The sequence below is a fragment of the Shewanella sp. SM68 genome (assembly GCF_025653925.1).
GTDB lineage: Bacteria > Pseudomonadota > Gammaproteobacteria > Enterobacterales > Shewanellaceae > Shewanella > Shewanella oncorhynchi.
Genome location: NZ_JAKKRU010000003.1, coordinates 360,382 through 374,243 on the forward strand (window position 1 = coordinate 360,382; position 13,862 = coordinate 374,243).

14 protein-coding genes, 1 pseudogene and 1 riboswitch are annotated in these 13,862 nt (G+C 44.1%); of the genes and pseudogenes, 9 read left to right on the forward strand and 6 right to left on the reverse strand.

The features are described 5' to 3' along the window. Window positions 1-120 precede the first annotated feature (120 nt). From L5M40_RS07155 to L5M40_RS07165, 3 genes are all read left to right on the forward strand, one after another. Window positions 121-1,335, forward strand: a complete 1,215-nt coding sequence (locus tag L5M40_RS07155; protein ID WP_263175915.1) for a tyrosine-type recombinase/integrase — start codon at window positions 121-123, stop codon at window positions 1,333-1,335. 240 nt (window positions 1,336-1,575) lie between these two features. Next, window positions 1,576-2,190 carry a hypothetical protein gene (locus tag L5M40_RS07160; protein ID WP_263175914.1) on the forward strand — a complete coding sequence of 205 codons (615 nt, stop codon included), beginning with the start codon at window positions 1,576-1,578 and terminating at the stop codon, window positions 2,188-2,190. Window positions 2,191-2,378: 188 nt separating this feature from the next. Next, the gene (locus tag L5M40_RS07165; RefSeq protein WP_263144518.1) at window positions 2,379-2,618 is read left to right on the forward strand and encodes a hypothetical protein; all 240 of its coding nucleotides are present in this window, start codon (window positions 2,379-2,381) and stop codon (window positions 2,616-2,618) included. A gap of 79 nt (window positions 2,619-2,697) precedes the next feature. On the opposite strand, the gene L5M40_RS07170 is transcribed toward L5M40_RS07165, so the two are convergent. Further along, window positions 2,698-2,913, reverse strand: coding sequence for a helix-turn-helix transcriptional regulator (locus L5M40_RS07170; RefSeq protein ID WP_173245503.1), 216 nt, complete (start codon window positions 2,911-2,913; stop codon window positions 2,698-2,700). A 178-nt stretch (window positions 2,914-3,091) separates the two neighbouring features. After that, window positions 3,092-3,340, reverse strand: coding sequence for a hypothetical protein (locus L5M40_RS07175; RefSeq protein ID WP_254053154.1), 249 nt, complete (start codon window positions 3,338-3,340; stop codon window positions 3,092-3,094). A 22-nt stretch (window positions 3,341-3,362) separates the two neighbouring features. Between L5M40_RS07175 and L5M40_RS07180 the strand changes: the two are divergent. The 3 genes and pseudogenes from L5M40_RS07180 to L5M40_RS07190 form a co-directional block, all read left to right on the forward strand. Beyond that, window positions 3,363-3,554: pseudogene (locus L5M40_RS07180) on the forward strand (integrase); the annotation flags it as partial. Window positions 3,555-3,608: 54 nt separating this feature from the next. Further along, complete coding sequence (locus L5M40_RS07185; protein WP_105252879.1) at window positions 3,609-3,824, forward strand: helix-turn-helix transcriptional regulator; 216 nt, start codon at window positions 3,609-3,611, stop codon at window positions 3,822-3,824. Next, window positions 3,814-4,173, forward strand: coding sequence for a hypothetical protein (locus L5M40_RS07190; protein WP_263175912.1), 360 nt, complete (start codon window positions 3,814-3,816; stop codon window positions 4,171-4,173). The genes L5M40_RS07185 and L5M40_RS07190 overlap by 11 nt, the downstream gene beginning before the upstream one ends. 196 nt (window positions 4,174-4,369) lie before the next feature. Here L5M40_RS07190 and L5M40_RS07195 read toward each other — a convergent pair whose 3' ends face one another. The 3 genes from L5M40_RS07195 to L5M40_RS07205 all read right to left on the reverse strand — a co-directional run bounded on the left by L5M40_RS07195 (window position 4,370) and on the right by L5M40_RS07205 (window position 7,819). Further along, a complete protein-coding gene (locus L5M40_RS07195) occupies window positions 4,370-6,091 on the reverse strand; it encodes a potassium/proton antiporter (RefSeq protein ID WP_263256454.1) in 1,722 nt (573 codons plus the stop codon). A 241-nt stretch (window positions 6,092-6,332) separates the two neighbouring features. After that, window positions 6,333-6,725 (reverse strand): GGDEF domain-containing protein, encoded by a 393-nt coding sequence (locus L5M40_RS07200; RefSeq protein ID WP_251073341.1) that lies wholly within the window; start codon window positions 6,723-6,725, stop codon window positions 6,333-6,335. Between the two features lie 92 nt (window positions 6,726-6,817). Next, window positions 6,818-7,819 carry a sodium:calcium antiporter gene (locus L5M40_RS07205; RefSeq protein WP_263256456.1) on the reverse strand — a complete coding sequence of 334 codons (1,002 nt, stop codon included), beginning with the start codon at window positions 7,817-7,819 and terminating at the stop codon, window positions 6,818-6,820. Between the two features lie 92 nt (window positions 7,820-7,911). Beyond that, window positions 7,912-8,023: riboswitch (yybP-ykoY riboswitch) on the reverse strand. A 536-nt stretch (window positions 8,024-8,559) separates the two neighbouring features. Between L5M40_RS07205 and L5M40_RS07210 the strand changes: the two genes are divergently transcribed. Together L5M40_RS07210 and L5M40_RS22615 are read left to right on the forward strand one after the other, a co-directional pair. Continuing rightward, window positions 8,560-9,300 carry a carbonic anhydrase gene (locus tag L5M40_RS07210; RefSeq protein WP_219252817.1) on the forward strand — a complete coding sequence of 247 codons (741 nt, stop codon included), beginning with the start codon at window positions 8,560-8,562 and terminating at the stop codon, window positions 9,298-9,300. Between the two features lie 953 nt (window positions 9,301-10,253). Then, window positions 10,254-10,412 carry an Arm DNA-binding domain-containing protein gene (locus tag L5M40_RS22615; protein ID WP_411569020.1) on the forward strand — a complete coding sequence of 53 codons (159 nt, stop codon included), beginning with the start codon at window positions 10,254-10,256 and terminating at the stop codon, window positions 10,410-10,412. Between the two features lie 399 nt (window positions 10,413-10,811). Here L5M40_RS22615 and L5M40_RS07215 read toward each other — a convergent pair whose 3' ends face one another. Then, window positions 10,812-11,273 carry a Fur family transcriptional regulator gene (locus L5M40_RS07215; RefSeq protein ID WP_113938804.1) on the reverse strand — a complete coding sequence of 154 codons (462 nt, stop codon included), beginning with the start codon at window positions 11,271-11,273 and terminating at the stop codon, window positions 10,812-10,814. A 231-nt stretch (window positions 11,274-11,504) separates the two neighbouring features. On the opposite strand from L5M40_RS07215, the gene L5M40_RS07220 reads away from it, so the two are divergent. Further along, window positions 11,505-13,751 carry a TonB-dependent receptor gene (locus tag L5M40_RS07220; RefSeq protein ID WP_263177636.1) on the forward strand — a complete coding sequence of 749 codons (2,247 nt, stop codon included), beginning with the start codon at window positions 11,505-11,507 and terminating at the stop codon, window positions 13,749-13,751. Window positions 13,752-13,862 lie beyond the last annotated feature (111 nt).

Consider the following 13,862-nt stretch of genomic DNA (forward strand, 5'->3'; position numbering starts at 1 on the left):
ATTGGATTCGTTGTCATTCACATCAATTTAGTATGCAGCTCTTCGATGTGAGTACATAATCTGTATATATTGGGTTCTGCGTCAGATTAGCTAAAATCACATGTACACAGGGTAATTAAAATGTCTTTATCTGACAATTGGTTACGTGCAATAAACGGTAATCCATATTTAGAGAAACCAGAGCTTGCAGACCGCGACGGCTTAAGCGTTCGTATTACCCCTGCAGGGACTATAACATGGCAGTATCGATTTAGGATTGATAATCAACCTGGGCGCTTAACCCTTGGTCGTTATCCTGATTTGAAACTAGCTGACGCAAGGAAACTGATCCCTGAGTTACGGAACTCAGTGGCAAATAATATAGATCCACGTGTGTTTTGGAAACAGCGCAACACATTTGCGGGCCAGACAACACTGAGGGATTGCTGTGAACAGTTTTTATCGGCGCGAAGTGCAGCACTTAAGCCGGGCACTGTTGCTACGTACCAATCCTGCTTTAGAGCACATCTCTATGATGCCTTTGCTGATCGTAAAGTCGAAAGTATCACACTCGGCGAGTGGATAGATTTTTTCGATAAAAAGGCAATTCATAGTCGAGTCACCGCAGGCGCGATACTCAAACAGTTAAAGACGGTACTTAGCTGGTCCGTTCGCCGGCAAATGATATCGCTTGTTGATGTCCTTCAATTACGAGTCAGTGATGTGGGTTCTGCGCCCGAAGTCGGTTCGCGAGTACTCACCATTCTAGAGTGTGGCAAAATCATCCGTGAGCTTGATAAATGCCGCGCGACCAAAGCCGTAACCAATGCCATCAAGGCATGTTTACTAACAGGGGCGCGGATATCAGAAATATTAAAATCCAAACGGGCTGATTTTGATCTTGAGTCGATGGTCTGGACCTTCCCGATAAATAATAGCAAAACTAATTTGCCAATCCGGAGGCCAATCAGTCCCGCCTTATTCGACATATTGCAAGAACAGTGGAACCTCTATAACTCACTATGGAGTTTTCCCGCAGCAAACGATCTTAAGCGCCCAGGCAACATCGCTTCAGAAAATAAGCTGGTCCGCAAGATCAAACCAAGACTCGAAATCCCTGACTGGCGTATTCAGGATTTTAGACGCACATTATCGACCAGAATGTCAGAAGCGGGGGTGTTGCCCCATGTGACAGAGAAGATGTTAGGCCATCTATTAGGCGGGGTGATGGCGGTGTACAACAAACATGATTGGTTAGATGATCAAGCTGTGGCCTATGAACAATGGACAAATAAGCTGAAATTGGCCGCTCTAGGTGATAGCAAAATAGTCGTGTTAGAAAAATTGTCGTGTTAGAAAGAAGGGGTAGGCATGTTTGTCGCTGACAGCAGAAAATGGTGAGCTTATTCAGTATGTAAATCAGTTGCGTTGCAGTGCAGCAGAAACACCTCTTTGTAATTAGGTGCATTGGAGCTCAATTCGGCACAAGGTAAACTGTTATCTGTTCAATATCAGCTTTATTTATGGTTTAGTCATTTCAACTCAATTAATCATACACTTGGCACAGTGTTCGGATTAACGTTAAGCAAGGACGTCATGGAACTAAAATTTTTAATCACGCGGGAACAGTTAATCACAATCGCGGAAAGAATAAATTCAGCAAGCATTGCAAAGAATACTCGTTTAGCTAAGTGGTTGTATGCCCTTATCGTTCGTGCATTACTCCTATGGATCCCGTTATTATCCCCGTTACTACTGTTTTATTTTTTCGTAGAAATTCACTCTCCAGAGACATATATCGCAATCGCAATTTGCGCTATCACTTACCTTCTTGTGTGGAGATTTGTATTCAAAAACATCGCCGAAAATCAAGCTAACAAATTTGCAGGCAAGATAACTACTCTGGATCGAACGATTGAAAATACAACCTTACAGAGCCTTGCGAGCCTAGAAGGTAGCCATACAGTGACCGCCACAGCCTCGACGCTAACGTTTGTGCCCCCTAGCGGTAAATCCATCACCATACCGTGGAAAAAGTTTTGTGCTTTCAAGCAAGACGATGATTTTTATTATCTTACCGTCTGTAATCTGATGATGTTTAAAGCCACTTATTTAATAGCCAAAAACGGTGACACAACAGAAACCGCAGGCTATCAAGCAGGTTTAGAGTACATAACGTCTCGGCTGCAGCCCGATAGAATGGGACGGTAAAACATCAAAATATCGCATGAATGATTCAATCAGTTCACTACTGCCACTAACGCGATTGTTGTTGAACATCCAGCGAAGTGAGCCTTTGTTAAAAGTCACATTTGAACTAACCTTAAAAATGATGAACTGATCGCTACAGCCTTCTTTTAGGGGCTGCTAGATGCAGTTTTTCAGCTCATTAAAACGCTATGTTATCAATGACGATGTATAGCTTTGTTAGAAACGTCAATGGCCTAAGCTGGTTTGGAGCCATAGTCGCTGCTGTATCATTTATCGCGACAGTGGTCGCATGGATATCAACCGATGGTGTCTTGTTAATTACCCAAATAGTACTGGTTGGCACAGGACTCGCCGCTATCATCACTGATGCTGTAGCAGTAGCACTAACTGCGGTAGTAAAGGCTGTAATGTCGAAGGCGATGAGTTAATGGCCTAACAGTCCATCGATAAAGGTCTAAAAATAAAGCCCCAAAAATGGGGCTTTATCTTAAGGCTTAATAAATCAATTCAAGCCGCGACTTGCTGTTTTTCATCCCACTTATCGAGCGACGCTTTTAAGTAATGGCGGCCATTATGGATAGGAGCAGGGAAACCGTCGTTTCTCCGCCACTTCCAAAGCGTTGCTGATGAGCTAATCCGGTAGCGTGTCATGACTTCCTTAGTGGTAAGAAAGAGCGGCACTTGCATTTGCTGATCCACGGTCGGTTGGGTCGAAATCATCATTTACCTTCCTTTGCCAATTCCTCGGCGAGTCGTTTAGCTGCCGGCTTGTTTGCGGGGCAGGGTATACCACTGGCGCAAAGCGTCTTTGATGACTGCAGATTGCTTCATGCCGATTCTCCTTGGTGCTGGGCAGAGTTTGGTATGTTTGCCATGCGGGCAAATCAGTGTTTGATATTCGCTAATCAAGCTCGCCAGCCTTGTCATAGGACACTGAGCCGCCAATTTGATTGCCCTCAAAAGTGAATATCGCAGTGCAATATACCTGTGGATGATATGCACCGTTAAACGCCGTGAAGGTGAGAGCAGGGCGCAGTGATAACAGTCGTTGTTTAAAGGCTTCGGCCTTAGCATTGTGCTGCGCAATGTCAGCTTGCTTTTGTGAATGGCCCGCCGCGTTGCAATAAAACGCCTCGCCGATGCAGATCACCGCTTCAATGTCCGTCGTATGAGCATTTTTGTTCCCTTACGATGTAGGGCCGGTGAGCATTCGCACTGCGCAATATTGGAGTGAAACGATTCGGTTTAAGGCATTTACCTCCCACACACACTTAATCACACTGGGGTTTGATGATGTGGCGCCCGAGATTATGCGCCAATTGACCACTGAGACGGACGAGCCAATGTTAGTGGGGGGGTTATGACAATGACAATAACAAATAGCACAACTGGGTTATGGACTTCACGCAGGAGGATTTATGGCTAGTCGCGCCGCGGATTTACTGAAAGTAGGGCGCCGTTTACGGGGCATGACCCAAGACGAAGTGGCTGAGATTTACGGCATCAGTCGCAGCACTTATCAACGTTGGGAAAATGGCCGCACTAATGCGCCCTATGACGATGTGACATCGATATGCATTGATGTGTTTAAGCTTTCCGTTGAGAAGATAAATGAGGTGGCTAATGGGCTTTAGCGATGACCCCGAGCAGAGGATGAACATTAAGGCGTTACGGTTAGGGTTATATCGCTGGGGCTGTTATTGGGTGTACCAAGAATTGGGCAAGGTTTTTTCAAACCGCTGCGCCTGCGACCGTTTAGGCGAAGCCTTGGGCGGTGGCAACTTAAAGCATGAACTCAACGTGCCTGCCCACGTCGCCCATTTTGACCACCTCGTTGAGCAGTTATCGATTAACTGTAAACGCGCCATTCGCGCCCATTACCTGTGTAAAGAGCAATGGGCCTTAATGGGATTTGACAGCAAAAAGTCTTACATCTTCTGGCTAAGAAAAGCCGAAATGGCACTGCTAGATAGGATGAATTAGAAGGAACGCCGTCTTACGAGGGCTGGCGGGTTAGCCGGTTGTCCACCAAGACTGCTAACCCGTTGACAGGATTTTATCAAAGGTTCAGACAGATACCTATGCAAACTCATTCGCTATTAAATGATGCGCTGAGCTTAGGAGTGATATCTACATTGATTATAATGAGGCTAGGCATTTACAAATGATTGTTTTGGTATCAGTTTTCATTGGCTGAGTTCGGTACGATACCCACCGTCGCAATCCTCGATCCCACCATCTCACGAACATGCAATATTACTTCCCCAAAATCTTTACTTGCACCTAAGGTCGGCTCGTCAGTCAAGCTCTGACGAAGCACTTCATCTAATGACAAATAATCATTAGCAGAGAGTTCAATACCGTAGGAGTGCTTTAAATCTGCTACTTTGGTGTAGCCTTTCAACTTCAATTCACCCGTAGGTAATTCATAATGATTGGCTTCTGCAACACCAGAGCAAACCAGATCAACAAACTCACGCACATCGGGCTTCATCACAATAAATAAATGATCGCCAGCATACAGGAAGGTTGATCCCCTAGGTGGAATTACATTGTTTCCTCTGGTTATCATCGCCACTACTGTACCGTCAGGTAAAGCCATTTGGGATAAACGGCGACCAGAAGCGCGTGAGGTATCGCCCAATTGATACTCGACAATGTCAGCATCCACATCGCCTAAAGCAGTAATTTCCAGTGTCGCTGCAGGTGTCGCAGGAGGCGGTTCCGTAAGTCCTAAAGCGCGTGCAACCCAGGGTAATGTTGACCCCTGTATTGTCGCTGAAATTAACACGACGAAAAACACCACGCTAAAAATAAGACTGGCACCAGGCAGACCATAAATCAGCGGATATATAGCCAGAATAATAGGCACCGAACCACGTAACCCAACCCAGGATACTAGGGTAATTTCACGCGCATTAAAGCCAAAAATCTTCAGTACAGGGATTACCGACAAGGGGCGTGCGATTAAGGTCAGGACGATTGCAATCATCAGTCCTTCCTGCCAGACATCCAGCAAAGACGAAGGATTCATCAGCAAGCCTAAAAACACAAACATAACAATCTGGCCTAACCATGCCAAACCATCGTGAAATAAAAAGGTACTGCGCTGAAAAACAAAACGACTATTCCCTATCACCACACCAGCGATAAAAATAGCTAAAAAGCCGCTGCCGCCAAGATTAGCTGCTACGCCAAAGGACAGTAAACCAAATGCCGCGACCATCACAGGATATAATCCAGAGGTCGTCAGATGGATACGATTAATAATACGTACTGATAACCAGCCTGCCGCTAAACCCACTGCGGAGCCGATACCCATTTGCTGGATAAACAGCATCAATAATCCAGTCCCTGGTTCAAGCCCTTTGACCATGACCTCCAATAAGCCAACTGTTAAAAAAATTGCCATAGGATCGTTAGTCGCACTTTCAATTTCTAATGTGGCTTTAAGGCGTGGGTTGATATGAATACCTGCATTACGCAGTAATGAGAAAACGGCGGCGGCATCGGTTGAACCAACAATGGCACCAATCACTAAACCGTAAAGTAAGGAAACATCTAGAATATAAGCAGCTGCAGCACCAGTGATCATGGCAGTCACCAATACGCCTAAAGTCGCCAACACAGAAGCAGGCTTCCACACTTGCTTAATCGACGCGATGGGTGTTTGCAAACCACCATCAAACAAAATAATGGCTAAAGCTAAAGACCCAAGCGCGTGAGCAATTTGTGCATTATCAAAAACAATACCTCCAGGGCCATCCTCACCAGCTAACATGCCCACCATGAGAAAGAGCACCAGTACGGGTAAACCCAATCTCGCAGATAATTTACTGGATAAAATACCAAGAATAATCAAAATCGCGGCGAGGAGAATAATTTGATCGATCACAAACATAAATAGTTTCTCTTTAATTAATGTAGGGAAATTAAACCACTACAGAGCTTTCAATGACTGCGCCAGCTCTGAAAAGATACTTCACTAAGCCTGATTGTCAGTTAGAAATCGTCAAATGCATGATGCATTTTGGTCTTGTAGTCAATGATTCTATTTATCCAAACACTACATGATTCATCTCACATTTCAACTTTGATAATTTCAAAAATCAAAATTTACGATTGGCACTCAATAATGATGTTTACCGTAGCAAGCTGGCCCTGCTGACTTGATTACGTCCATACTTTTTAGCTACGTATGATTGCTTATCTGCGGATTCGATAAGCGTTTGCCATTTCAAATGCCGATAAGGTTGAATACGCGCAACGTCAGTTAATGGTGACCGCTTGGAAACTAGAATAAATGTAAAGCTAGCACTGCGTTGACGATGAGTTATGTTCATCGCGCCTAAATGCTGAGTGTCCGGTAATAGACAAATAAATTTCTCACCACCATAGTGCGCAACCAAATCGTTCGGGCGGTGTATCGCTGTGCGTAGTGCTTTTGTGACGAGATATATACATTGATCATCACTACTGATGGTCACAAGGATCGCTGAAAAGTTTAATTCATTTAAATCAATTTTTTGCAACATTTACAAAATTTAACATTACACTCTTGGCGTGTTGGGCAAATTTAGCCAAATAGGAACGCCGTACCACACGGCGTTCTCTGACACTTTGCTCCTTAGAGAGGGAAGTAGAACGCAATCAGCAAGGCAAATACGCCGTACAATGAGCTTACTGCGACCAATGCACGCGCATCGACAACGCCTCGTCGAAATAGCTGCCACAGAAAAATAATAGCCAAAGCAGTAATGACTCCTGCCGCCATCAGTGGGCCATCAAAAAGCCATGGCGTAAAGAAGATACCCAACGCACTGGGAATCGTTGCCTGAATCATCATAGCACCAGAAATATTGGCCAATGCCAAGCGTTCCTTTCCTTGCCGTATCCATATGAGTGTGTTCATCATCTCGGGCAGCTCCGTCGCCACCGGACTCAGCAGCAATGCTACCAAGTGTGGTGACCATTGTAGCGCTGTACCAATGGCCTCAAGTTGACCTACGAATATATGAGATGCAATGCCTATGACGATCAGGGACAACACGGCTTGCAGCGCCGCCCATTTTAACGATGGCTCCGTCACGGAAGGCTGAATTTTGAGAGGTTCAATCTCTTCTTCAGGCGCTGTGTCGCTCTCCTGAATTTCGCGCCAGACATAGATTGCGTAGGCGGCGAGAAACAAGACACCCAGCCACGGCTTGATGGCAAAGGCGATTAGGCCAAGTGCTACTTTCACTACAAACACTGCGAGAAAGGCGAGCTGGTCGTGACTCATACGGGCGTGATCGGCACGTACATGATACGTTTCCCGTTGAAGGCGGCGATGGTGGTAAATCAGTGCCAAGCCGACCACTGCATAGGCTAAGGTTGCGAGCACGAGCGGACCGCCCATGGCTGCGCCGACGCCAATGTCCTTTTGCTCTGGTGTTTTGCCGAAGACAACGGCAATGAAGGTCACCGCCGTTTCAGGTAGTGCTGTACCGAAGGCAGCAAGTACTGAACCCACTGCAGTCGCGCCAAGATTCAAACGGCGGCCGAACCATTCGATGCCGTTGACGAAGTATTCGCAGGCCAAATAAATGGTACCTGCCGAGAGGAAAAACAGAGTAAGAGTAAGGATCATGTGAGCAATCCGGCTGGGCGAGCAATAATCCAATGGCACGACAACACTGCTCGCCCGGCTGGGAAAGCGTATTGCGGCCAAAGGTCTCGCCTGGCTCTCCGCATTCGCAGAGGCTGACCACGCCATGAGGTGTTAGACCTCAATTTTGTTGACGTGGACTCCTTAGTGGGAGGCTAAGGATGACTACTCCCCAATGACAATGGGGCATTTTACCGTTCTTGCAGGTAAATGTCGCCATTAGGTTTTAGTGTGCTCATAATTTCAAGCTCTGTGTATTGTATTGATTTTGCGTTGTTATTTTGTTTTTCTGCTCAGAAGTTGAAAATAGTAGGTATACGGGAAACAACAACTTTGACAGATCTATTTTGTGATCTTTTGATCTTTGCTTTATGCGCCCTTTCTCTTAGCTTTGTTAGACTTATGGTAGTTGAGCTGCGAAATTATAGGCAGCATATGAAGAAATTTTCGATAATCGTATTCATACAAATTTTGGAATATTTCGTTTATCAGGAATGTTACAGGCATCAGTGGAAGAACCTAGGTGTGGCGGCTCGCAATCGAAATCCCTCGGGCTAGCTATCCATTGCTTATGGCTTGAAAAACGCCATACCTGTAACCCTGCCGCCCGTATTTAATCGCGTTGACTGGGTCTCCACTATCATTAGGTTGAAGCTGTGATTTGTTTAACAGTACTATCGCAACAACCTTTGTTAACTCAACAAACTGGACTGCAGAACATTATGAAAAATAACCAACCGGCTCAACCCTCACGCCGGACAATCCTGAAACAAACACTTGCTGTCTCGGCCCTTTCGGTAACTGGGCTGGCGGCCTTATCGGTGCCCTCTATCTCCTTTGCGGCATCCCTCAGTAAAGATGAACGTGATGGTATGACACCTGAGGCTGTGATTGAACATTTTAAGCAGGGCAATCTGCGCTTCCGAGAGAATCGCACGGCGAAACATGATTATTTGGCGCAGAAACGCAACAGTATCACGGGTCAGTATCCTGCTGCAGTGATCCTTAGCTGCATTGACTCACGTGCGCCAGCGGAAATTGTGCTGGATGCGGGGATCGGCGAAACGTTCAATTCCCGTGTTGCGGGTAATATCAGTAATCGCGATATATTGGGCAGTATGGAATTCGCCTGTGCTCTTGCTGGTGCGAAATTGGTGCTGGTTATGGGGCATACCCGCTGTGGTGCGATACGTGGCGCTATTGATAATGCAGAACTAGGTAACCTGACGGGCCTGCTGAATGAAATTAAACCTGCTATTGAAAAAACAGAGTACACCGGAGAGCGTAAAGGGAGTAATTACGATTTTGTCGATGCTGTGGCAAGGAAGAATGTTGAACTGACTATCGAGAATATCCGCAAAAACAGCCCGGTACTGAAACAGCTGGAAGACCAGAATAAAATTAAAATCGTTGGTAGTATGTATCACCTTACTGGCGGTAAGATTGAGTTTTTCGAGGTATAACTGCAACAGAAGTCCGTAGCCCAAAAGTCAGCCTTGCACTCTACTAAGAGATTATTAAATTTTATCTCTGATGCTAATGTATGTTTTGAGTATACCTAAAGCATACATCCAAATGAGACGGTTTTTCTGTCTCATTTGGATGTTATGTTTTCCTCATCTAAAGCCTAACGAGACATTTTTAATAACAATGGCCTTTTACGGTTATGCTCGGGTTTGAAGCAAAGATCAGGAGCTCGCCTTGCTGACGCAAACTCTGCGCGACAGAACACTATTGTGAACTGAACACTGCATTGAAATTAAGCACTACCAATAAAGCTGACCGTCATCTGTCTATCACTTAATGTGAGCTCAGTAAGATTTTATTGTCACTTAATCTGAGCCGAAGATTGCGCTAATTGCGAGCACAAGGGATTTCGATTGTGAGCCGTTACACCTAGGATTTGTTATCTACTGGCAGAGTTTATGAGGACTGATGGTTGGTCTGAGCTTAATTTAGAATTAGAACACTCTGCTAAAGTAATCAGAAGTATGGAGCCGGAAGTTCTTAAGCACTTGTCATACACACCACTTTTTAATAGATAAACATAATTAGACAACATTTTTTGCAATTAAAAATAGTATCGAATTTAGAAGTGATTTTGTTGTTTAGCAGCTGTGATATTGGAAGGTTCTTAAACGAAGTTTGTACATATATTTATTATAAATCAATGGTTAATATTACATGTTTCCGTAGTCGTGCTAAAATATTGACCCAGCTTTATCATCTTTCATCTTCATTTATTTTCGTTCTCTAAAGCATTTAACATGATGTTATTGAAAGTTAAATAGCTTTATTGGGATTCGTTGTCATTCACATTAATTTAGTTTGCTACAACTTAGATGTGAGTACATATCTGTATATATTGGGTTCTGCGTCAGATTAGCTAAAATCACATGTACACAGAGTAATAAAAATGCCTTTATCTGACAATTGGTTACGTGCAATAAACGGCAAGCCATATTTAGGGAAACCAGAGCTTGCAGACCGCAACGGCTTAAGCGTTCGTATTACCCCTGCAGGGACTATAACATGGCAGTATCGATTTAGGATTGATAATCCATCAGGGGCTTAACCTTTGGTCTCTACCCGGATTTAGAACTTGCTGACGCACGGAAACTGATCCCTGAGCTACGTAACTCAGTGGCAAATAATATAGATCCCCATGCGTTTTGGAAACCGCTTAACACATTCGAAGGCCGATCAGTTCTGCTTTACTCGAGATATTATAAGAACAGTGGAACTTATATCACTCGCCATGGCGCTTTCCCAAGGCAAGCGACCGGGTAATGTTGCTTTCATTAATGAGCTGGTCCGCGATATTAAGCCAAGACTGGCATATCCACGATTTTAGACGGACATTATCGACCAGAATGTCGGTGGCTGGGGGATTTATAGCGTTACTGTGAGTATGGGATAAGTTCAGCAACCATGATAAATAGCGTTCCAAATTAGTTAATGTACTTAACTTAACCTAACTATTATGTTGCTGCTGACATTCATGACACCAACCCGCTAATTCAAGCTGTGGGCTCGATAAGGTAAATTCTGCTTGGCTAACATTCAACTGTAACTGTTCAACAAGAGCAGTGGGCAATGCTATCTCCGTGACTTTTTGACAAGTATTACAAATTAAAAATTGATTGTGAATGTGATGATCGCATACATGATGGCAGGCAATATACTTATTCACCGTTAATAACTTATGGACTAATTGTTCCTGTACTAAGAAATCCAACATGCGATAGATAGACATTATGGGTAAACTCTCGCCCAAACTTTGTTTTAACACATCGGCAATTTCATAGGCAGACAAAGGAACATCATGATCCTGTAATACGATAAGTACTTTTTTGCGCTTACTGGTAAGATTGATGCCTTTTTCTTCACACTTTTTCACTGCTTCACGCAGTAAATCAAGATTTTTTCCTGTCATAGAACTGCCAATTTTTTTGAAATGATCATACTTGCACAGTTTACCTGATCCACCCCTTCTAATGACAATCTTTGTTAGCAATCATCAATCACCATACCGAGTGTTGTTCTGATTGCCATTTACAATCAGTAACTTAATTTGCTTTCATTCATATTGAACTCGACTGATACATGGTGATACGTTATAACATATCATTTTTTCAGCAGTAATCATATGGAGACGACCCACAAAATGAATTCCCACAAATACCTTCTGTTATTAGGTGTTGGCACTTTAGCTGTTTCAGCAGAACCTATTGAACGTATCAATGTCACTGGGCATGCTTTAGAAAAACCATTAAGCCAAAGAATACAAGCCAGTAAAATCGAACTCAGCGGCGATGAACTAAATAATCGTAAAGCCGATACCTTAGGAGAAACTTTAAGCCAATTACCGGGGGTAGACAGTGGTTTTTTTGGTAGCTCATCGGGTAGGCCACAAATCCGTGGATTTGGTGGAAACAGGGTTAAAATGTTGCTCAATGGAACTCAAGTTGAGGATATGTCGTCGGTGAGTGAGGAGCAATACATCCCCATCGAGCCCTTTCTTGCTGACAGTATCTTGGTCATTAAAGGTCCTACAGCTGTGATTGCCTATGGTGGGCAAGCGATGGCAGGCATTGTTGATCTCCAAGATGGTCGTATTCCATTAAGCCCAATCAATGGGTTTAACAGTCGCGCTGAAGTGAAAGCTGGCTTCAATAGTACAAGTACCGCACTGGCAAAACTTACTGTAGGGAATGAATCTTTTAACTTTGCGCTGAATATGATCAACAAAGACCGTGGTGACTACTATATCCCTGGATATTCTAAAGACAGCGATTGTAAAACGTGGTCAAAAGTCGTAGGTGCTGCACAGTTTGCCGATCTATGCCAAATCAAATATGCGCAACCTGTGTGGCAGATGAACAATCAATTAAAACGCTATGAAGATGCTACACCTTTAGAACAACAAATTATCACCGACTACTCAATAGACAGTAATGGCACTGTGCTTAACAGCAGCCACCACACATCATCATTCTCGGCAGGCGGAAGCTACACTGGCCAACAACGTCTTTTGGGTTTGGCTTATGGTTATACGGACACTCATCGCGGTATTCCTGGATTTATGCGTCGTGGCAGCAGCGCACCAGTGGATTTTGATCAACGGGGTAATATTCGAATTTTCTCCCGTGGTGATCGCGTAGATATGAAGTATGTCGAAAACTGGGATGACAATTGGATAAACTCATTTAGCCTCGATGGCGCCTATTCGAATCAAGTCGATGATGAGCATATGGCAGAGGTATCCGTCAACCAATTCGAACTTACCTCTTGGGTCATTAGCCCTAAGCTCTATCATAGTTGGACATCAAACTTCGATGGTGTCTTAGGATTACAGTACGACACTAAAGCCTATAAAGGGGAGGGCTATGACAATTACATGCCTGATGTCGATAGTCAAAACTATGCAGCCTATACGCTACAAACCCTGCACTTTGGTCCGGTTACTTTTGAGTTTGGAGGTCGTTATGATGCGATTAAGCACCAAGTAAACGCAGAGGGTTACAAGGTAGGTCGAGGCTCAGGAGCGAATGTTAAAGATAGAAATTTTTATCTCCAAAGCTACTCAGGATCACTGCAATGGGACATATTGCAAAATTGGTCAACACGAGTCAATTACGTTCATGCCGAGCGTGCTCCTGAAATGAATGAGCTTTACGCCAGTAACCCACACTATGCTCTGTTAATTGAAGAACAGGGCAGCTCAAATCTTAAAAAGGAAATTAATCACTCCTTTGAAATAAATACCACCGCTAAAATCGCCGATTTACAGCTAATGGCAAGTTGGTATCAAAATCAATTCAATGATTTTATTTATCTTGGTAGTACAGGCCTTGAGCGTAACGGTACTTATGTTCGTGAATGGCGCCAAGCAGATACAAACAATCAAGGGTTAGAGGTACAAGCTATTTATACCTTCCCGTGGCAAAGGTGGGGAGTTTTTGAGCTCAGCGCATTTACTGACAGAGTGAGAAATACTCCTCGATATCAATACGATGGTAGTTACGATATCTTTAGTACTCGCCTACCTCTCGCAGGTGAGCGGGACGAATTCTTTCGCCGTAGCTTAGAAGGCACTTCAATGCCTCGAACACCACAATCCAAAACAGGCACTGCACTAAATTGGCAGTATGATGAGCTTACTGTGTCCATCGATTATGTTCGCTATCATTCACAAGGTGACGTTAGCAGATTTGAGAGGCCCTCTGAATCTTATGCTTTGCTCGGAGCCAATATCACTTTAGATCAAGTCATTTCGAAAGTGCCGACTCAATTCTACCTAAGCTTAGATAATCTTACCGATGTAGATGCGCGCCCACATAACAGTTTCCTAAGGCATTTATCCCCTATGCCAGGTCGCTCAGCGGCTATTGGTGTCAGAGTGCAATTCTAAAAAAGTTTCCTTCAAGGCTAATGCCCTTGAAGGTTTTCGTTTGATTTCTTGATACCCAATCCCAAAAATCTAACCTCCTTCAATTCAAGCCGCGATTTGCTGTTTTTTATC

Coding starts and splice junctions, on each gene's coding strand:
- L5M40_RS07205 (WP_263256456.1), bottom strand. CDS start 7,819: ATGATCCTTACTCTTACTCTGTTTTTCCTCTCGGCAGGTACCATTTAT.
- L5M40_RS07210 (WP_219252817.1), top strand. CDS start 8,560: ATGAAAAATAACCAACCGGCTCAACCCTCACGCCGGACAATCCTGAAA.
- L5M40_RS07190 (WP_263175912.1), top strand. CDS start 3,814: ATGGGCTTTAGCGATGACCCCGAGCAGAGGATGAACATTAAGGCGTTA.
- L5M40_RS22615 (WP_411569020.1), top strand. CDS start 10,254: ATGCCTTTATCTGACAATTGGTTACGTGCAATAAACGGCAAGCCATAT.
- L5M40_RS07165 (WP_263144518.1), top strand. CDS start 2,379: ATGTTATCAATGACGATGTATAGCTTTGTTAGAAACGTCAATGGCCTA.
- L5M40_RS07160 (WP_263175914.1), top strand. CDS start 1,576: ATGGAACTAAAATTTTTAATCACGCGGGAACAGTTAATCACAATCGCG.
- L5M40_RS07185 (WP_105252879.1), top strand. CDS start 3,609: ATGGCTAGTCGCGCCGCGGATTTACTGAAAGTAGGGCGCCGTTTACGG.
- L5M40_RS07155 (WP_263175915.1), top strand. CDS start 121: ATGTCTTTATCTGACAATTGGTTACGTGCAATAAACGGTAATCCATAT.
- L5M40_RS07195 (WP_263256454.1), bottom strand. CDS start 6,091: ATGTTTGTGATCGATCAAATTATTCTCCTCGCCGCGATTTTGATTATT.
- L5M40_RS07200 (WP_251073341.1), bottom strand. CDS start 6,725: ATGTTGCAAAAAATTGATTTAAATGAATTAAACTTTTCAGCGATCCTT.
- L5M40_RS07215 (WP_113938804.1), bottom strand. CDS start 11,273: ATGACAGGAAAAAATCTTGATTTACTGCGTGAAGCAGTGAAAAAGTGT.
- L5M40_RS07170 (WP_173245503.1), bottom strand. CDS start 2,913: ATGATGATTTCGACCCAACCGACCGTGGATCAGCAAATGCAAGTGCCG.
- L5M40_RS07220 (WP_263177636.1), top strand. CDS start 11,505: ATGAATTCCCACAAATACCTTCTGTTATTAGGTGTTGGCACTTTAGCT.